The sequence below is a fragment of the Aurantiacibacter odishensis genome (assembly GCF_003605195.1).
In the GTDB taxonomy this organism is placed as follows: Bacteria; Pseudomonadota; Alphaproteobacteria; order Sphingomonadales; family Sphingomonadaceae; genus Alteraurantiacibacter; species Alteraurantiacibacter odishensis.
On sequence record NZ_QYOS01000025.1, the window covers coordinates 305,889 to 322,723 of the forward strand.

Annotated in this window: 18 protein-coding genes; 11 read left to right on the forward strand and 7 right to left on the reverse strand. The window is 63.9% G+C overall.

Annotated elements, in window-relative coordinates:
- Positions 1 to 43 precede the first annotated feature (43 nt).
- Positions 44 to 2,839, forward strand: a complete 2,796-nt coding sequence (locus D4Q51_RS13360; RefSeq protein WP_120078332.1) for a DUF3857 domain-containing protein — start codon at positions 44 to 46, stop codon at positions 2,837 to 2,839.
- A 15-nt stretch (positions 2,840 to 2,854) separates the two neighbouring features.
- Here D4Q51_RS13360 and radC read toward each other — a convergent pair whose 3' ends face one another.
- Positions 2,855 to 3,553: a RadC family protein gene (gene radC / locus D4Q51_RS13365; RefSeq protein WP_240624742.1), complete on the reverse strand. Its 699-nt coding sequence runs from the start codon at positions 3,551 to 3,553 to the stop codon at positions 2,855 to 2,857.
- A 68-nt stretch (positions 3,554 to 3,621) separates the two neighbouring features.
- Here radC and D4Q51_RS13370 point away from each other — a divergent pair, with 68 nt between their 5' ends.
- From D4Q51_RS13370 to D4Q51_RS13380, 3 genes are read left to right on the forward strand one after another with little or no spacing between them, the layout of a single operon-like run.
- Complete coding sequence (locus D4Q51_RS13370; protein WP_120078334.1) at positions 3,622 to 6,921, forward strand: intermembrane phospholipid transport protein YdbH family protein; 3,300 nt, start codon at positions 3,622 to 3,624, stop codon at positions 6,919 to 6,921.
- A gap of 47 nt (positions 6,922 to 6,968) precedes the next feature.
- Positions 6,969 to 7,163, forward strand: coding sequence for a YnbE family lipoprotein (locus D4Q51_RS13375; RefSeq protein WP_240624743.1), 195 nt, complete (start codon positions 6,969 to 6,971; stop codon positions 7,161 to 7,163).
- A gap of 26 nt (positions 7,164 to 7,189) precedes the next feature.
- The gene (locus D4Q51_RS13380; RefSeq protein WP_120078336.1) at positions 7,190 to 7,576 is read left to right on the forward strand and encodes a YdbL family probable chaperone protein; all 387 of its coding nucleotides are present in this window, start codon (positions 7,190 to 7,192) and stop codon (positions 7,574 to 7,576) included.
- 9 nt (positions 7,577 to 7,585) lie between these two features.
- On the opposite strand, the gene D4Q51_RS13385 is transcribed toward D4Q51_RS13380, so the two are convergent.
- Positions 7,586 to 8,323 (reverse strand): hypothetical protein, encoded by a 738-nt coding sequence (locus tag D4Q51_RS13385; protein ID WP_120078337.1) that lies wholly within the window; start codon positions 8,321 to 8,323, stop codon positions 7,586 to 7,588.
- A gap of 236 nt (positions 8,324 to 8,559) precedes the next feature.
- Between D4Q51_RS13385 and D4Q51_RS13390 the strand changes: the two genes are divergently transcribed.
- The 6 genes from D4Q51_RS13390 to D4Q51_RS13415 all read left to right on the forward strand — a co-directional run bounded on the left by D4Q51_RS13390 (position 8,560) and on the right by D4Q51_RS13415 (position 11,901).
- A complete protein-coding gene (locus D4Q51_RS13390) occupies positions 8,560 to 8,883 on the forward strand; it encodes an AtpZ/AtpI family protein (protein WP_120078338.1) in 324 nt (107 codons plus the stop codon).
- 31 nt (positions 8,884 to 8,914) lie between these two features.
- Entirely contained in the window at positions 8,915 to 9,700 is a 786-nt protein-coding gene (locus tag D4Q51_RS13395; protein ID WP_276309494.1) for a F0F1 ATP synthase subunit A, read from the forward strand.
- Between the two features lie 46 nt (positions 9,701 to 9,746).
- The gene (locus D4Q51_RS13400; protein WP_057884388.1) at positions 9,747 to 9,974 is read left to right on the forward strand and encodes a F0F1 ATP synthase subunit C; all 228 of its coding nucleotides are present in this window, start codon (positions 9,747 to 9,749) and stop codon (positions 9,972 to 9,974) included.
- Between the two features lie 86 nt (positions 9,975 to 10,060).
- Positions 10,061 to 10,555 carry a F0F1 ATP synthase subunit B family protein gene (locus D4Q51_RS13405; RefSeq protein WP_120078339.1) on the forward strand — a complete coding sequence of 165 codons (495 nt, stop codon included), beginning with the start codon at positions 10,061 to 10,063 and terminating at the stop codon, positions 10,553 to 10,555.
- Positions 10,548 to 11,144 carry a F0F1 ATP synthase subunit B family protein gene (locus D4Q51_RS13410; RefSeq protein ID WP_120078340.1) on the forward strand — a complete coding sequence of 199 codons (597 nt, stop codon included), beginning with the start codon at positions 10,548 to 10,550 and terminating at the stop codon, positions 11,142 to 11,144. Before D4Q51_RS13405 ends, D4Q51_RS13410 begins: the two co-directional genes overlap by 8 nt.
- Before the next feature lie 142 nt (positions 11,145 to 11,286).
- On the forward strand, positions 11,287 to 11,901 hold the full coding sequence (locus tag D4Q51_RS13415; protein ID WP_120078341.1) for an NAD(P)-dependent oxidoreductase: 615 nt from the start codon (positions 11,287 to 11,289) through the stop codon (positions 11,899 to 11,901).
- Between the two features lie 9 nt (positions 11,902 to 11,910).
- Here the strand turns inward: D4Q51_RS13415 and gloB are convergent, their stop codons facing one another.
- The gene (gloB, locus tag D4Q51_RS13420; RefSeq protein ID WP_120078342.1) at positions 11,911 to 12,669 is read right to left on the reverse strand and encodes a hydroxyacylglutathione hydrolase; all 759 of its coding nucleotides are present in this window, start codon (positions 12,667 to 12,669) and stop codon (positions 11,911 to 11,913) included.
- A 130-nt stretch (positions 12,670 to 12,799) separates the two neighbouring features.
- The gene (rpsA, locus tag D4Q51_RS13425; protein WP_120078343.1) at positions 12,800 to 14,503 is read right to left on the reverse strand and encodes a 30S ribosomal protein S1; all 1,704 of its coding nucleotides are present in this window, start codon (positions 14,501 to 14,503) and stop codon (positions 12,800 to 12,802) included.
- Between the two features lie 466 nt (positions 14,504 to 14,969).
- Between rpsA and D4Q51_RS13430 the strand changes: the two genes are divergently transcribed.
- Positions 14,970 to 15,461: an Mpo1 family 2-hydroxy fatty acid dioxygenase gene (locus tag D4Q51_RS13430; protein WP_120078344.1), complete on the forward strand. Its 492-nt coding sequence runs from the start codon at positions 14,970 to 14,972 to the stop codon at positions 15,459 to 15,461.
- A 7-nt stretch (positions 15,462 to 15,468) separates the two neighbouring features.
- On the opposite strand, the gene D4Q51_RS13435 is transcribed toward D4Q51_RS13430, so the two are convergent.
- From D4Q51_RS13435 to D4Q51_RS13445, 3 genes are read right to left on the reverse strand one after another with little or no spacing between them, the layout of a single operon-like run.
- Positions 15,469 to 16,104, reverse strand: a complete 636-nt coding sequence (locus D4Q51_RS13435) for a (d)CMP kinase (RefSeq protein WP_120078345.1) — start codon at positions 16,102 to 16,104, stop codon at positions 15,469 to 15,471.
- The gene (locus D4Q51_RS13440) at positions 16,101 to 16,556 is read right to left on the reverse strand and encodes a hypothetical protein (RefSeq protein WP_120078346.1); all 456 of its coding nucleotides are present in this window, start codon (positions 16,554 to 16,556) and stop codon (positions 16,101 to 16,103) included. The genes D4Q51_RS13435 and D4Q51_RS13440 overlap by 4 nt, the downstream gene beginning before the upstream one ends.
- Positions 16,553 to 16,831 carry a CBU_0592 family membrane protein gene (locus D4Q51_RS13445; RefSeq protein WP_120078347.1) on the reverse strand — a complete coding sequence of 93 codons (279 nt, stop codon included), beginning with the start codon at positions 16,829 to 16,831 and terminating at the stop codon, positions 16,553 to 16,555. The genes D4Q51_RS13440 and D4Q51_RS13445 overlap by 4 nt, the downstream gene beginning before the upstream one ends.
- Positions 16,832 to 16,835 lie beyond the last annotated feature (4 nt).

Here is a 16,835-nt window from a genome sequence, read left to right on the forward strand (position 1 = left end):
TAACATCGCGGCGCTAACCGCGTGCGATCAACAGGGGAAATTCATGCACCGTTCCATCTCCGCCCTCCCGCTCGTGGCCATTGCCATCAGCGCGCCCGCATATGCCGGGGAGGAGCCGCTGTACCAACCGGCGCCTGCGTGGGTGGACGAAGCCGACGTGGCGAGCCTGATCGCGGAGGATGGCCCTGCAACCCTGCTGTACGACTGGCAGCACCGACTGGAGGACGGCGTGGCTTGGGGCTACATCGACTGGGTGCAGCGCATCGACAATCCGCAGTCTCTGATGCAGGCGAACACGCAGACGCTGGAATGGCTGCCCGACAAGGGCGACCTTATCGTCCACCGCATGGAAATCCACCGCGACGGCGAAGTGATCGACCTGCTCGAACAGGGCGTTACCTTCGACGTGCTGCGGCGCGAGCAGGGGCTGGAGCAGCGCCTGCTCGACGGCAGCCTCACGGCGACCGTCTCCGTTCCGGGCCTGCGCGAAGGCGACGTGCTGCGCATCTCGCGCACTGTTTCGACCGATGACCAGGCTCTGGGAGACGAGGTGCAGGCCACGCAATACCTGCCGACAGAACCGTGGCAGGTGGGCACTGCCCGCGCCACGCTGAGCTGGCCGGCAGACGAGGAAATCTACTGGGGCGTGGAAGACACCGTCGACCTGCCGGAGCCGGAATTGCGCAATGGCTATCGCTACCTCAGCGTCGACCTGCCACTGGCAGAGCCGGACCCCGTACCTGACGACGCACCGCGCCGCTATCACCGCCCGGCAATCCTGCGTGCCGGCAGCTTTGCAGACTGGCAGGAAGTCTCCGCAACGATGGCGCCGCATTTCGACGAGGCGGCAACCATCGCCGCCGATTCGGACGTGGCCCGGCTGGCGCGCGAAATCATGTCGCAGACCGACGATCCGCTGGATCGCACCGCCCGCGCCGTGCGGCTGGTGCAAGACGAAGTCAGCTACTTGCTCAATGGCCTCGATGGCGGCAACTACCTGCCGCAATCCGCCGAGGAAACGTGGGACATCCGCTACGGCGATTGCAAGGCGAAGACCGTGCTACTGCTCGCCCTGCTGCGCGAGATGGATATTGACGCAGAACCTGTGCTGGTCAGTTCGCAGATGGGCGATGCCGTGCCCGAATTGCTGCCGCTGCCCGCCGCGTTCGATCACGTGATCGTCCACGCCATGATCGACGGCACGGATTACTGGCTCGACGGCACCAGTTCCGCCACCCGGCTGGCCACGCTCGCCAACGTGCCGCCGTTCCACTACGCGCTGCCGCTGCGGGAAGGCGGGGCCGAGCTGATCCCGATGACCCAGCGCGACCTCGCCGTGCCGCAAATGCGCGCCAACATCACGATGGACCATTCCGCCGGGATCGATTTCCCTGCACTGGTAACGCTCGACATCGACTTCAGCGGTCCGGCCGCGGCCCAGATGCAGGCGATGGTCGATGCCGACGATCCGGCGATGTTGCAGGCCCTGGCGCACAGTTTCGCCGGTGACGAATCCATGGCGATGCAGGTCAGTTCGCTGACGATCGACTACGACGAGGACGACGCCGTTGCCACCGTGGTGGTGAAAGGCGTTACGCAGCCGCAATTCCAGTGGGTCGATGGTCGCCTGCGCTCAAGCGTGGAGCCGGGCGAGGAGGTGAACGAATTCAATCCCAATCGTGCGCGCCCTGCCTGGCGCGACATTCCCGTGGCAACACCTGGCCCGATGCGCCAGGAATTCGGCATGCGCATGGTCCTGCCGCAGGACGGCAACGGCTTCTCCCTGGAAGGGGAGCGCGATGTTGAAATGGGCTTTGGCAACCTGCGCATCACGCGCACGGCCAGCATCGATGGCAGCGAACTGCTGGCGACGGGCGAAACCTTCGCGCGGCTCGGCGAAATCGCGGCCGATGATCTGCCCGAAGCGCGCCGCGCCGCGCGCCAGATCAGCAGCAATACGCTCGAACTCGTGCCGCCCGAAAGCGTGACCTGGCGTTGGGAACTGCCCGATGCGGAGCGGTTCGAACGTGCGGCCCCGCTGCTCGATGCCTACGACCGGGCCATCGATTTTGCGAAGGAGGATGACTTCCAGCCACTGATCGCGCGCGCACTGTTCCTGCGCTCGATATACGATTTCGACGCGGCGATGGCCGATTTCGATGTGCTGGTGGAAGAGCAGCCCTCTTCGTGGGCCTTCCGTTCACGTTCCTGGCTGCACCGGACGCAGGGCGACAGAGACGCGATGCTGGCCGACATGCAGGCGGCTTACGAACTCGATCCCGATAACGGCGTAGCACGCGAAGTCGCGGAAATGCTCGCATATGAAGGTCGCCACGACGAGGCGCGTGAACTGATGGAATCGCTGGCCGTCGCAGATGGCGATCTCATCTGGCACTATTCCACCCTTGCCACCATCGCTGCGGCGGAAGGCAAGCTGGAGGATGCCGAGGCGTTCATGTCCGATGCTGTGGCGCAGGCCCCGCAAAGCGCCGATGCGTTGAATGCCGATTGCTGGTTCCGCGGCCTGTGGAACACCGGGCTGGACGATGCCGTGGACGTTTGCACGCGATCTATCGAGCGTGCCAGCAATGCCGCCGCTGCGCTGGACAGCAGGGCGCTGGTCCGGTTCCGCGAGGGCGACTACGAAGGCGCGATCGCCGATCTCGACGGGGCGCTGGCGATCTCTCCGGGCCTCGCCGAATCGCTTTACCTACGCGCACTTGCCAAGATGCACGCCGGCATCGACGGGGCGGAGGCCGACCTGACGATGGCCCTTCGCATGGCACCGCACCTTGATGATTTCTACGCCCGGCACGGTATCGCCTCGCCCCTGTCGTAATCTGGATGCCGTAATCTAGATCAGCCCCTTGGCGCGCATGGAGACGTGCCCCTCGCGTCCTACGATTACGTGATCGTGCACGGTGATGCCCAGCGGCCTGCCTGCATCGGCGATGCGGCGGGTGATCTGGATATCGGCGCGGCTTGGCTCCGGGTTGCCGCTGGGATGGTTGTGCACCAGGATCATGGCCGAAGCGCCAAGGTCCAGCCCGCGCTTGATCACCTCGCGCGGGTGGATCGCGGCTTCGTCCACCGTGCCGTCGCCGAAATGGTGATCCAGCAGCAGGCGGTTGCGCGCATTCAGGTATAGCACCCGCACACGCTCTGTATTGAGGTGCGCCATGTCGATGGCGAGATAGTCCAGCAAAGCCTGCCAGCTACCCAGCACCGGCTTGTCCTGCACTTCGCTGCGGGCCATGCGCCGGGCGATCAGCGCGCCGATCTTGATCATGCCGACGCTGGCATCGCTAACGCCCTTCACCTGTTTGAGGGCCGCAGGTTCCGCATTCAGTACGCCCGCCAGCGTGCCGAAGCGTGCCAGCAGCGCCTTTGCCTGCGGCTTCGTGTCACCTCGGGCCAGTGCCCCGAACAGCAGGTATTCTAGCACTTCGTAGTCGGCCAACGCCTCCGCCCCACCGCCCAGCAGGCGTTCGCGCAGCCGGGCGCGGTGCCCTGAAGCACCCGATTTGTCCGACTTTTGAATATCCTGCGACACGTTTCGGCGCGACCCCCTCACGCCATGCATTGCCTTTGTCTCCGCTCTCGCGCAAGTGTGCCCGTGCAATGGCGCACGCTCCGCAAGAGACCGGAAACGCCCGTCCGAAGGGTCGCACGCGCCGCGCTTTGCGAGCGGGCTTCCGCGTGGCCGTCATCGTCGTCCTCGTTGCGCTGGTCGTCATGTGGCTGCGGCGTGAGGAGATCGCCGACAATTTCATCGCCGATACCTTTTCCGACCGGGGCATCCCTGCGACCTACGACGTGGAACAGATCTCGGCGCGCCGCCAGGTCCTCACCAATGTCGTTATCGGGGATCCGCAGCGGCCAGACCTGACAGTAGAGCGTATCGAGGTGCGGATCGCTCCGCGCCTCGGCCTGCCGGATATCCGCGAGGTTCGGCTTACCAGGCCGCGCCTGTTCGGCACTTACCGGGACGGACAGGCGAGTTTCGGCGCGCTTGATTCGTTCATCTTCACCGGCAGCGACGCACCGTTCGAATTCCCCGCCATGCGCCTGGCCGTGGACGATGGGCGCGCTCTGATGGAAACCGATTACGGCCGTGTCGGGATGAAACTTTCGGGCAGCGGACACCTTCGTGGCGGTTTTGAAGGCGAACTCGCCGTCGCCGCTCCCGAACTGGCGATCGGCGACTGCGCGGCGGACGGTGCAACGCTCTACGGCCGCATTGCCATCGATGCGGAGCGGCCCGAGTTTCGCGGACCTGTCCGCTTCGCCGCGCTTGATTGCGAAGGAAGCGGCCTGGCCGTGCGCGATGCGGGCGTGCAGCTGGACCTGCAGGCCGAGCGAAACCTCGTGGAATACGAAGGCGATCTCGATTTCGCCGCCGGGTCGGTCGCCGTCGCCGATATGCAGGCCGCGCTCCGCGGGGATGGCCGGTTCACCTGGCGTGACGGTGACCTGAACGTTCGTTACGATGTCGCTGCTGCCGAAGCCGAGACGCCCTGGGCAACAATCGGCAGCCTCGAGATGGAGGGCCGGATCCGCGCGCTCGACAATTTCGCCCAGGCCGAGGTCGAAGGTGAGATTGCCGGAGAAGACCTGCGCATGGGGCCCGAGGTGAATGATGCCATCGCAGACGCCGCAGATGCCACGCAGGGCACCCTTTTGGCGCCGCTGCTCAACCGCATCGGCCTCAATCTGGCGAGGGACCTGAGGGGGAGCGAGCTCGCGGCAACTTTCAACGCTCGCCAGCGTGATGGCCGGGCTAGCCTGACGATTCCTGACGCCCGGCTTCGCGGCGGCAGCGATGAGACATTGCTGGCCCTGTCTCGCGGGCAAGTGGTAACAGGCGAGGGCGGACTGCCGCGGTTTTCGGGCAATTTCCAGACCGGCGGTGCGGGCCTGCCACGTATCGCCGGGCGGATGGAACAAACGCCGGGCGGCGCACTCGAACTGCGCATGACCATGCGCGAGTATACAGCGGGCGGGGCCAGCCTGGCGCTGTCCGACATGCGCCTGCTGCAGGGGCGGGGCGGGGAACTCGCGCTAAACGGGCGAGCCCTCGCAAGTGGCGATATACCGGGTGGCACGGTTTCCGGATTGGTGCTGCCGATCGACGCTACCCTTTCCGCCGATGGCTCGCTCAGCCTGTGGCGCGGCTGCCGGGATGTGCGCTTCGATAGGCTGACAGTCGCGAACCTGCGACTGGGGCGCGAGTCTCTGACGCTCTGCCCGCCATCGGGCCGCCCGATTCTTCGCTCTGGCAGTGCCGGACTGCAATTCGCCGCCGGGGTTAACGCGCTCGATCTGAGAGGCGAATTTGCCGAAACGCCAATCGCCGTGCGTTCAGGGCCCCTGGGCGTTGCCTGGCCCGGCGCGCTCTCGGCCAGCAATCTCGATATCCGCCTCGGTCCGCAGGGCAGTGCCCAGCGTTTCACCGTGACAGACCTTCGCGCGCAGCTCTCTGCTGACAATATCGGCGGGGATTTCGCAGGGGCCGACGTTCTTCTCGCTTCCGTTCCGCTCGATATCCGCGATGCCTCTGGCACCTGGACCTATGCTGATGACCGCCTGAGCATTACGGAGGGCGCGCTGCGTGTTGAAGATCGCGAAGAAGTGGACCGCTTCGAACCGCTGGTTGCGCGCGATGCAAGTCTCTCGCTGTTCGACAACCTGATCACCGCCGACGCCGTGCTGCGCGAGCCGGTGCTGGACCGTCCCGTCACCCGTGTCCGCATTGCGCACGATCTCGCCACCAGCGCCGGCCATGCGGACCTGATCGTCGAAGAACTGATCTTCGACGACACGTTCCAGCCCGCGCCGTCTTACAGCCAGTGCCGGAATGGCGCGGCTCCGGAATTGCGCCCGCGCGGGCTCACCTGCCTCGCACTTGGCATAGTCAGCGACGTGCAGGGCAGCGTGAGCGGGACCGGGCGGATCGACTGGGATGCGGAGGGCGTGATGTCTTCCGGCACTTTCTCGACCGACGGCGTCGACGTTGCCGCGCCGTTCGGTCCGGTAAAAGGCGCGCGCGGCACCATCGAATTCACGGACCTACTGGGCCTCACTACCGCTCCGGACCAGCGCCTGGCCATCGACGCGGTGAACCCCGGCATCGAGATCTACGATGGCGTCGTGACATACCGGATCAGCGGCGGCGAACTTCTGCAATTGGGCGGCGGCACATGGCCTTTCATGGGCGGCACCCTGACGATGCGTCCGGTCGATATCCGCTTCGGCGCATCCGAAGTGCGTAGCTACATCATGGTGATCGAGGGGCTGGAAGCCTCGCAATTCGTGCAGAACATGGAACTGGGCAACCTTGCCGCCAACGGCGTGTTCGACGGCGTCGTGCCGATCATCTTCGATGAAAACGGCAACGGCAGGCTGGAGAACGGCGTGCTCACCTCGCGTCCGCCCGGCGGCAATGTCGCCTACATCGGCGAACTGACTTACGAGGACATGGGCTTCTTCGCCAACTACGCGTTCAGCGCGCTGCGTGACCTGAAATACGACCGGATGGAGATTTACATGGACGGGCCGCTGACGGGCGAACTCGTCACGCGGGTACGGTTCGACGGGATCGGGCAGGGCGAGACGGCGCAGAGCAATTTCATTACCCGCGCCGTGGCGGACCTGCCGATCGAACTGCGCATCAATATCCGCGCGCCGTTCTACCAGCTCATCACCTCGTTGCGCAGCCTCTACGATCCTTCCGCCGTGCGCGATCCGCGCTCCATCGGTCTCGTGACCGAGGAAGGCGTGCGCTTGCAGGTTTCGGTGAACCAGCAGGCCGTCGATGAACGTGACGCCGCCGCCGAGGCGGAAGAGGAGCGTCTCCTGCGCGAGGCGCTCGAACCCGATGACCCCGATATTCAGCCCCAGGAAAGCGAACCCGTGCCATGACCACGACGAAATTGACGAATTGCGGCTGCGCTGCGCATAATCCCCGCATGAGAGGGGCAGGGCGCAATATGGTCGCGGTGGTGGCGATGGCGGCCACGGTCATGCTTGGCGGGTGCATCACGTTGGAAGCACCGGACGAGCCGATCGTGATCGAGCTGAACATCAACATCACGCAGGAAGTGATCTATCGCCTGGCAGACGATGCCGAGCAGACCATTGAAGACAATTCCGCGATCTTCTGATCGCGTGCCCTTGGGGAGCGAATGAAATGACCAGTGCCATGACCATGCTGAAAGTCGCCGGTGCCGCCGCCATGCTGGGGCTGCCTGCATCGCCCGCCGCCGCCCAGCGCGACCCTGCCTACCAGTCCGCGCGCGAAGCCGGGCAGGTGGGCGAGAAGATGGACGGCTACCTCGGCATCGTGGGCGCAGCGACGCCCGCGCTGCGCGACATGGTGAACGACATCAACAACCGCCGCCGCGCCGTCTATGCCGAACAGGCGCAGGCGAACAACGCCACGCTGGAGGAATATGCCTTCACCGCCGGATGCCTCGCCATTTCGCGCACTTCGCCGGGCGAGATGTACCAAGCCCCGGACGGCACCTGGCAGCAACGTGGCAGCGGCGCGCCGCAGCGCGATCCGCGCTGTCCGTAAGATTGTCGCTCAGTAAAGCCTGAAGGCAGGTTCCAGCAGGCTGACGAACGCGCGCTGGATTTCAATTCCGGGCTCGGTAAACGCCAGCCCGAAAAGCGCCACTTCCGTCGCCAGAGCCACAGCCAGGGCGGTCCAGTAGATCCGGTGAACCTTGCCGAGCACGATCCTGTCTCCGACCATGGCGAGGACAATGAACAGGTTCGTGACGAGGATGCCGGTCGGCACGGCATAGAAGCCCGGCCCTGCCAGCGTGAAGAAAATACGGAAAACCGCGGCGCCACTGCCTGTGGCTGCGGCAGCGATGATCAGCCGCCTGTGCTGGTCCATCCGATTGCGCCTGATCAGGGCGAGAATGAGAAACCCCGCGAAAAGGATCAGGTTGGAGAGGATTACGAGGCTGAAGGTCGCCCAGAACTGGTCGTCCTCGTACAATCCTGCCTGCATTTGCACGCCAATTACCAGCAGGCCAGTCCCGACCATCAGGATCGCAAGCGGGATCGATACAAGGCCCAGCCAGCGGTGGATTTTTACCGCGCCCGACACCACCAGTGTCGCCTGAACTACAAGCAGGGCATACCAGCCAAGAAAACTGATACCGTGCACGTGAACTGCGGCCGGGAGATCGCCGGCCATCCCGTCGCTCAGCCACGGACCGATATAGGTGTAGTAAAATCCCCAGATGACGCTGGCTGTAATCACCAACGCGAGAATGAAATACAGCCAACGTTCTTTCGATATGCGTGCCATCGTTGCTCCCCCCGAAGCTCTCGCTGGATGCTACCACGCAGGGGTTGTGGAGCAAGAAGCTGATCTGGTGGCAGCGAAGGGTGGCAATCAGGGTTTCGGCAATGCTGCAATCGCGAAGATATCGGCAAAACGAAGCCCTCCACCGGTTGACTCGTTCATACCCCCCATCTAAGGGGGCGGCGCCCTCGGCGGGTAGCGCGTTGCGCGTGTCATTTCCCTGACCTACAGGAGGCGGCATGAGTGACGACAAACCTGCACGGGAACCCATCGGCGAAGATGCGCGGATCGATGCGCTCGAAGGGCGGTTGAAAGCCGCACGCGAGCGGGAAGAGAAGCGCAACGCGCCGCAGGTCAAAGGCTCTGACGCCAGCTACAAGGCTGGCAACAAGGTGCTGGCGGATCTGCTTGGTGGGATTCTCGGTGGATGCGTTGTCGGATATGCCATCGGATGGCTGACCGATACGAATCCCTGGGCCCTGTTGATCGGCCTCTTCCTTGGGATCGTGGTCGCATTCAGGAATATCATTCGGTCTTCCAGCCAGCCGCCCTCGGGCGACTGAACGGACTAGAAACGCAAGGGTTTACAGAGACGTGGCAGCCGAAACCGCCAAGGTCGATCCGATGCACCAGTTCACCATAGAGCCTTTGCTCGGTGCGAACATGGATGTGGCCGGATTCAACATCGCCTTCACGAATTCCGCCCTGTGGATGCTGATCACGGCCGTCGTGCTGTGGATCTTCATGCTCGGCGGCATGAAGCGCGAACTGGTGCCCGGTCGCTGGCAGATGACGGTGGAAACCTTCACCGGTTTCATCGACGACATGCTGGAAGCGAACGTCGGCAAGGAAGGGCGCAAGTACGTGCCCTACATCTTCAGCCTTTTCATGTTCATCCTGTTCGCCAACCTGCTCGGCCTGCTGCCACTGGGCATCGTGGGCCTGCACCCCTTTACTTTCACCAGCCACTTCACCGTCACCGGCGTGCTGGCGATCATCTCTTTCTCGATCGTGCTGATCGTGGGTTTCTGGAAGCATGGCTTCCACTTCTTCAGCCTGTTCGTGCCGCACGGCACGCCGCTGCCCATGATCCCGGTCATCTTCCCGATCGAGCTTATCTCGTTCCTCGTGCGCCCCTTCAGCCTCGGCCTGCGACTTTTCGTCGCCATGATGGCCGGACACGTGCTGCTGGAAGTGCTCTCCAGCTTCGTGATCGACGGATGGAACGCGGGCGCCGGTTTCGGCCTGCTGGTGGGTGTCCCCAGCTTCCTGCTGATGATCGGTATCTGCGCGCTGGAAATCCTGGTCGCCGCGATCCAGGCCTACGTTTTCGCACTGCTCTCGTCGCTCTACATCAACGACGCCGAGAACCTGCACTAATTTCGCAATCCCTCTTAGTAACGAATTCTCTTGAAAGGATAATCTCATGGATATGGAAGCTGCCAAGCTGATCGGTGCCGGTCTTGCTGCAATCGGTGCCGGTATGGCCGCCATCGGTGTGGGTAACGTGTTCGGCTCGTTCCTCGAATCCGCCCTGCGCAACCCCGGTGCCGCCGACGGCCAGCAGGGTCGCCTGTTCATCGGCTTCGCCGCTGCCGAACTTCTCGGCCTGCTGGCGTTCGTCGTGGCGATGATCCTGATCTTCGTCGCCTGATCGAATTCGATCATCGGCTGGCCGGGTGAATTCGCGCCCGGCTGGCTTTCAATTTGTAATCTCGCGCTTACAGGCGGAATCCGTCCATGCCCCAGATAGCCCAATTGGCCGAAACCTATGCCAGCCAGATCTTCTGGCTGCTGGTGATCTTCGGCTTCGTCTATTTCGTCGTCGGCCGGGGCATGGTGCCCAAGGTGATGGACACCGTGGGCCTACGCGACAAGCAGATCTCCGACGATCTGGCCGCTGCCCAGTCCGCCCGCGATGCGGCGGACGAGGCGGAGGAAGCCTGGCGCAAGCGTGAGAACGCCAACCGCGAGGCGGCACAGGCGCTGGTGACGGAAGCCAAGGGCAAGGCCCAGGCATCCACCGAAAGCAAGCTGGCCGAAGTGCAGGCTCGCATCGATGCGCAACTGGCCGAAGCCGAGGCGCGTATCGAAGAGAGCCGCGCCAAGGCCGCTGCCGAGATCGAAAGCGTTGCTGCCGAGGCCGCGCAGGATATCACTGCCCGCCTCGCCAATGTGACCGTGACCGATGCCGAGGCTCGCTCGGCAGTGCAGAAGGCGATGGCCCATGGCTAATTCCAACACCATCCCGGAAACGACCGAGCAGCTGCCCGAAGTCTTCGCCACGCAAGAGGCGATGATCGAGGTTTCGGACGAGCACGGCGGCGCGACGCACGCCGAGCCTGAACTGCTGGGCCTGGTGCCGTTCCAATGGGTCTCGATCGCGATGGCCGTGCTGCTGCTGATCGCGTTTGCCGGACTGAAGGTCCACAAGTCCATCGCCGGCGGTCTCGATGCCAAGATCAAGTCGATCCGCGACAATCTCGACGAAGCTAAGCAACTTCGCGCCGAGGCGGAGGCTCTTCGTGAAGAGTACGCCGCCAAGATCGCCGGTGCCGAGAAGGACGCCGAGGCCATGCTCGACAATGCCCGCCGCGAGGCTGAAGGCATCATCGCCAAGGCCGAGGAAGACACCGCGGCAATGGTCGCTCGCCGCGAACGCATGGCACAGGACAAGATCGCTGCGGCAGAACGCCAGGCGCTGGCTGACCTTCGCGCCAAGGCTGCCGATGCGTCCACCGCTGCCTCCGCCCAGCTGATCCGCGACAAACACGATGCCTCGGCCGACAAGGCGCTGGCGGATAACGTGATCGCCGGCCTTTAAGGCCTCGCGTTTTTACCGAGCATCAGGCCCTCGCTTCGGCGGGGGCTTTTTGTATGTGCGCCATTCATTCGGTTTCCGCTTCACAACTTGCGGGAAGGGCGGTTAGTCCTGCGACGGATTAAGGCATGATTGGAGAACGACAATGCACGTTGCGGTACTGGGCGCGAGCGGAAAAGGCGGATCGGAAATCGTCAGGGAATTGGTATCGCGCGGCCACACGGTCCTCGGCATTGCACGCAATCCCGCCAAGATACCCTCGCTTGACGGCGTCAAGGCCAAGGCGGGCGATGCGGGAAAACCCGATGAACTCGCGCCCATGCTGGAAGGCGTCGATGCCGTCATCAGCGCGGTGCATTTCGATATCGACTGCGACACGCTGCTGACCTCGGTGCGCAATGCCGGTGTTGATCGGCTTTTGGTGATGGGCGGCGCGGCCAGCCTGCTGGGCCCCGACGGCGTGATGCTCTACGATTCGTCCACCTTTCCGGAGCAGATCAAGCCGATGGTGAAGCCCGCCATCACCTTCCTGGAGGAATTGCGCAAGGAGAAGGACATCGACTGGACCTTTTTCTCACCCGCGATGCTTATCTTCGAAGGCGAACGGCAGGGGCCCGCCAGCTTCCGCCTCGGCGGAGACGAACTGGTCACCGATGCCGATGGCAATTCCAAGATCAGCTACGCCGACTACGCTATCGCCATGGTCGACGAGCTGGAAGAGCACCGCCACATTCGGACGCGATTCACAGCGGCCTACTAGGCAAGAGCCCTAGAAATTGTCCTTCGCCTCGCGCAGGGCCGCAAAGGTCTCGTGCGGTGCATCGCCGCCCCAGCGGGCCTGCATGGCAGCATCGTCGGCGCGCAGGAACGGATTGGTTTCCAGTTCACGATCGAGCGGGAAGGGCACCGTCGGCTCACCCGCAGCCCGCTTCGCGTCTATCTCGTCAGCGTAGGCCCGAAGCGCCTCGTTATCGGGATCGGCGTGCAGCGCGAACCTGGCGTTGGCCTTGGTGTATTCGTGCGCGCAGTAGAGCGTGGTGTCGGCGGGCAGGCGCTTGATGCGCGAGAGGCTGTCCCAGAACTGCGGGGCGGTTCCTTCGAACATGCGTCCGCAGCCCAGCGCGAACACGCTGTCACCCACGAAGGCCATGCCGCTTTCCGGCAAGTGATAGGCGATGTGGCCCATGGTGTGCCCGCTCACGTCGATTACCCAGGCACTGTGCTCGCCCAGCTTCACGAAATCGCCATCGCGCACCGTTCGGTCTACGCCCGCGATTTTCTCGGCGTCCACCAGCGGGGCGATGATCGTGCAGCCCGTTGCCGCCTTGATCGCCTCGTTCCCGCCCGCATGGTCCGGGTGCCAGTGCGTGTTCCAGATCTGCGTGATCGTCCATCCCTTGGCCTTGGCCTCGCGCAGGTAGACCTCGGCATCGGGCGTATCGATGCAGGCGGTCTCGCCGCTGTCGGGATCGTGCAGCAGGAAGCCGTAATTGTCGGACAGGCAGGGGAACTGGTGAACTTTCAGCATGGATTTCTTATTGGCCTAACGCTTCACTACTTGAGGCCATGCATTCTACACGAGCCCCAGATGTAGGAAAGGCCCGCCCGGATCGCTCCGGACGGGCCTTTTCCAAATCCCCTTGCAGGGGAAGAAGAACTTAGTCGTTCTTCTTCAGGGCTTCGCCCAGGATGTCGCCCAGCGAGGCGCCGGAGTCGGCGGAGCCGAACTGTGCCACGGCTTCCTTCTCTTCGGCGATCTGGTGCGCCTTGATCGAGAAGTTCGGCTTCTTCGAACGGTCGAAGCCGGTGACCATGGCGTCCACCTTCTGGCCGGTCTGGAAGCGATCGGGACGCTGCTCGTCGCGGTCGCGGCCCAGGTCCGAACGCTTGATGAAGCCGGTCGCGCCATCGTCGCCAACCTGCACTTCGAGGCCGCCATCGCGGACTTCCAGCACGGTGACGGTAACGACTTCGCCGCGACGCAGCGAGCCGGCGCCGGCAGCGCCTTCAGCCGAGGGAGCACCCTTTTCGAGCTGCTTCATGCCGAGGCTGATGCGTTCCTTGTCGACGTCGACATCGAGAACCACGGCTTCGACTTCCTCGCCCTTGCGGTGCAGGGCCAGCGCGTCTTCACCCGAGATGCCCCAGGCGATGTCGGACATGTGAACCATGCCGTCCACGTCGCCGGGCAGGCCGATGAACAGGCCGAACTCGGTGGCGTTCTTGACTTCGCCGGTGACCTGGCTGCCGACCGGGTGCGCTTCGGCGAATTCTTCCCACGGATTGCGCTGGGCCTGCTTGAGGCCGAGCGAAATGCGACGCTTCTCGGAATCCACTTCCAGCACCATGACTTCCACTTCCTGCGAGGTGGAGACGATCTTGCCGGGGTGCACGTTCTTCTTGGTCCAGCTCATTTCGGAAACGTGGACCAGGCCTTCGATGCCCGGTTCCAGTTCCACGAACGCACCGTATTCGGTGATGTTGGTAACCTGGCCGGTGACCTTGGCACCAACCGGGTACTTGGCGCCGACGCCTTCCCACGGATCGCTTTCCAGCTGCTTCATGCCCAGCGAGATGCGCTGCGTATCGGCATTGATGCGGATGATCTGGACGGTTACGGTCTGGCCGATCTCGATCACTTCGCTGGGGTGGTTGACGCGCTTGTAGCTCATGTCGGTGACGTGCAGCAGTCCGTCGATACCGCCGAGGTCAACGAAGGCACCGTAGTCGGTGATGTTCTTCACGACACCGTCGGTGATCTGGCCTTCGGCCAGCTTGTCGATCAGTTCGCTGCGCTGTTCGGCGCGGGTTTCTTCCAGCACCGCACGACGCGAGACGACGATGTTGCCGCGGCGACGGTCCATCTTCAGGATCTGGAAGGGCTGCGGCACGTCCATCAGCGGGGTCACGTCACGCACGGGGCGGATGTCGACCTGCGAGCCGGGGAGGAAGGCCACGGCGCCGTCGAGATCGACGGTGAAGCCACCCTTCACGCGGCCGAAGATGCGGCCTTCGACGCGCTTGCCTTCGCCGAACTCGCTTTCCAGCTTGTCCCAGGCGGCTTCGCGGCGGGCGCGGTCGCGGCTCAGCATGGCTTCGCCGTCGGCGTTCTCGACGCGGTCGACGAAAACTTCGACTTCGCTGCCGACGCTCAGGCCGTGCTCGCCGTCGACGCGGCTGAATTCCTTGAGGTTGACGCGGCCTTCGCTCTTCAGGCCAACATCGATAACGGCCATGCCGTTTTCGATTGCGGTAACGGTGCCCTTGACCACGCGGCCTTCGAAGCCGCCCTCGGCGCCGCCGAGCTGTTCGTCAAGGAGAGCCGCGAAATCGTCGCGGCTGGGATTGGCAGAGGTTGCCATGTTTCTAGGTTCCTACTTCACGTTTTTTCCGGCCACCGGGTATGTCCCGGGGTCTTTTCTCCGCGCCTCGCGGGATTGCGAGAGACGGGCCAAAGGGCCGAACTGCCCATGCGGCCGGATGCCGGCACAGGCGCTCTTCGAATGGCATGAGGGCGGGCGGGAAAGCAGCTGGCAAAGGCGTCGTTGCGCCCCGGTGGAAAGCCGACCATGCTGGCAGTCACGCTCGCGGACATGTGATCCGTCCGTCGAACGAGCGCGCGCCTATGCGAAAACGCAGCATTTGGCAAGGCGAAAGCGACTCTGTGGGAGGGCTGGCAGGCGCTAACCTGGAACACATGGAACACTGTCCTGAAGCAGAAAACCGAGCCCGGCATTTCTGCGCGGTCCAGGGCTTCCGGCAAAGGTGGGCGCGGCGTGTCGTCATGGCCGATTTTGTGCCGCTCCAGTTTCGGTGTAGGACAGGCAAATGACGACTGAGAACGGCCTTGCATGGCAGCTCGCGAAGTATCGCGATTACCACCACGATCATCGCAACGTGCTGACCCACGTGATCGGAATCCCGCTGATCGTGCTTTCCATCACGACGCTGCTGGCCCCCTTGCAGCTTCCCATTCCCGGTGCCGCGGTTCCGCTTTCACTGGTCGCGGCCGTTCTGGCGGCGGGCTGGTATCTCAGCCTCGATCTGAAGCTGGGCCTGCTGATGACCGCGCTGCTGGCCATGTTCGTCATCGCCGGGGCGCAGATCGCGTCCGTTTCCACCGCCGCGTGGCTTGGCGGCGGGATCGCGATGTTCCTCGTCGGCTGGGTGTTCCAGCTTGTCGGGCACAAGTTCGAGGGGCGCAAACCGGCCTTCGTGGACGATCTGCGCAGCTTCCTGGTCGGGCCGCTGTTCGTGGTGGTGGAGGGGCTGTTCGCGCTTGGCCTGATGAAGGGCCTTCGCCGGCAGGTGGAAGGCTAGGCGCGCCTCACGGGCAGGGCTTCTGGCCGGTCGCTTCCAGCACGGCATCGATGGCGGCGGCGATGCTCGCGTCCTTGTCCAGTTCCGTGGTGTCGAGCACGTAGGCATCGTCGGGCAACACCAGCGGCGCGGCGGCGCGGTTCTTGTCACGCTCGTCGCGGCGGCGAAGGTCTTCCTCGATTTCCAGCAGCGTGTGGCTCTCGCCCCGGTCGCGCATTTCCTGCCAGCGGCGCTTTGCCCGTGCTTCCACGCTGGCGGTGACGAACAGCTTCACGTCCGCATTGGGGGCGATGACCGTGCCGATATCGCGCCCGTCCAGCACCGCGCCGCCGGGCTGGCCCGCAAAAGCCTGCTGCCGTTCCAGCAGCGCCTTGCGAACGCCTGGGTGGACGGAGACACGGCTGGCGAGGCCGCCCGTCGCCTCGCTGCGCAGTTCCGGATGGCCCAGCAGTTCGTCGGCAAAGCGCGTGGCGGCCAGCGCCTCTGCCGGATCGTCCGGGTCGCCATCGTAAAGCGAGACCTGGTAGCCCACCGCGCGGTAGAGCAGCCCTGTATCGAGATGCGGCAGCCCGAAGTGCTTGGCCAGCGCCTTGGCAATCGTGCCCTTGCCTGATGCGGTGGGTCCGTCGACGGCGATGATCATTTCGAGGCCTTCCCTGATCCGTAGCCGGGATAACGTCCCTGCGGCCATACGCTTGTTCCATCAGGGAACACCGCTTGTCCGTATTGTGCCGACACGTGATACGCGCCAAGATCGAATGCTCTGGCAAAAGTGGACGCGGCGGCGCGTGCCATATCCTGCGCGTCCCGGCGAAAACTCATCAGCAGCGAATTCGGGCGAAAAGTATATTCGCATGTCCGCAGGATACGAGCTTGCGTGGCATCATCGGGCAGCTTCACGTCGTCAGGCCCGTTGAATGGCGTGAACATCTCGCGCATGTGGCCATAGAATTGCACCAGTGCAGCAGATTTGGCGATGGAACTGGAGTGTCCGCTTGCTTCCGCATCGGCCATTTCCATTTCGTACCAGCTGCGAAAGCCGTCGTCCGTGCGGGGCGCTGCTGCCGGAACGAAGACCAGGAAGTCGAAGCTCATGCCTCGCGCGCTCCTTCTTCGGTGCGTCGGCGACCGCGCAGCGCCTTGGTGAGACCCCAGATGGCGATGGCGGCCCAGAAGCCTTCCAGCACGAGGCTGGGCCAGTTGGTATGCTTCAGCAGCGACACCGTGAGCAGCGCCGCGCCCATCAGGTTCGTGCCGTGCAGGATATAGGGGTTCGGTTTGTCGACCGCCGTCAGGTAGAAATAGGCACCGATGATGCAGGCCGTGCCGATGAAGCCGATGAAGGCGAAGACGTCGAGGTCGGGGCCCATGCGA

Coding starts and splice junctions, on each gene's coding strand:
- D4Q51_RS13360 (WP_120078332.1), top strand. CDS start 44: ATGCACCGTTCCATCTCCGCCCTCCCGCTCGTGGCCATTGCCATCAGC.
- D4Q51_RS13370 (WP_120078334.1), top strand. CDS start 3,622: ATGGCGCACGCTCCGCAAGAGACCGGAAACGCCCGTCCGAAGGGTCGC.
- D4Q51_RS13375 (WP_240624743.1), top strand. CDS start 6,969: ATGAGAGGGGCAGGGCGCAATATGGTCGCGGTGGTGGCGATGGCGGCC.
- D4Q51_RS13380 (WP_120078336.1), top strand. CDS start 7,190: ATGACCAGTGCCATGACCATGCTGAAAGTCGCCGGTGCCGCCGCCATG.
- D4Q51_RS13385 (WP_120078337.1), bottom strand. CDS start 8,323: ATGGCACGCATATCGAAAGAACGTTGGCTGTATTTCATTCTCGCGTTG.
- D4Q51_RS13390 (WP_120078338.1), top strand. CDS start 8,560: ATGAGTGACGACAAACCTGCACGGGAACCCATCGGCGAAGATGCGCGG.
- D4Q51_RS13400 (WP_057884388.1), top strand. CDS start 9,747: ATGGATATGGAAGCTGCCAAGCTGATCGGTGCCGGTCTTGCTGCAATC.
- D4Q51_RS13405 (WP_120078339.1), top strand. CDS start 10,061: ATGCCCCAGATAGCCCAATTGGCCGAAACCTATGCCAGCCAGATCTTC.
- D4Q51_RS13410 (WP_120078340.1), top strand. CDS start 10,548: ATGGCTAATTCCAACACCATCCCGGAAACGACCGAGCAGCTGCCCGAA.
- D4Q51_RS13415 (WP_120078341.1), top strand. CDS start 11,287: ATGCACGTTGCGGTACTGGGCGCGAGCGGAAAAGGCGGATCGGAAATC.
- gloB (WP_120078342.1), bottom strand. CDS start 12,669: ATGCTGAAAGTTCACCAGTTCCCCTGCCTGTCCGACAATTACGGCTTC.
- rpsA (WP_120078343.1), bottom strand. CDS start 14,503: ATGGCAACCTCTGCCAATCCCAGCCGCGACGATTTCGCGGCTCTCCTT.
- D4Q51_RS13430 (WP_120078344.1), top strand. CDS start 14,970: ATGACGACTGAGAACGGCCTTGCATGGCAGCTCGCGAAGTATCGCGAT.
- D4Q51_RS13435 (WP_120078345.1), bottom strand. CDS start 16,104: ATGATCATCGCCGTCGACGGACCCACCGCATCAGGCAAGGGCACGATT.
- D4Q51_RS13440 (WP_120078346.1), bottom strand. CDS start 16,556: ATGAGCTTCGACTTCCTGGTCTTCGTTCCGGCAGCAGCGCCCCGCACG.
- D4Q51_RS13445 (WP_120078347.1), bottom strand. CDS start 16,831: ATGGGCCCCGACCTCGACGTCTTCGCCTTCATCGGCTTCATCGGCACG.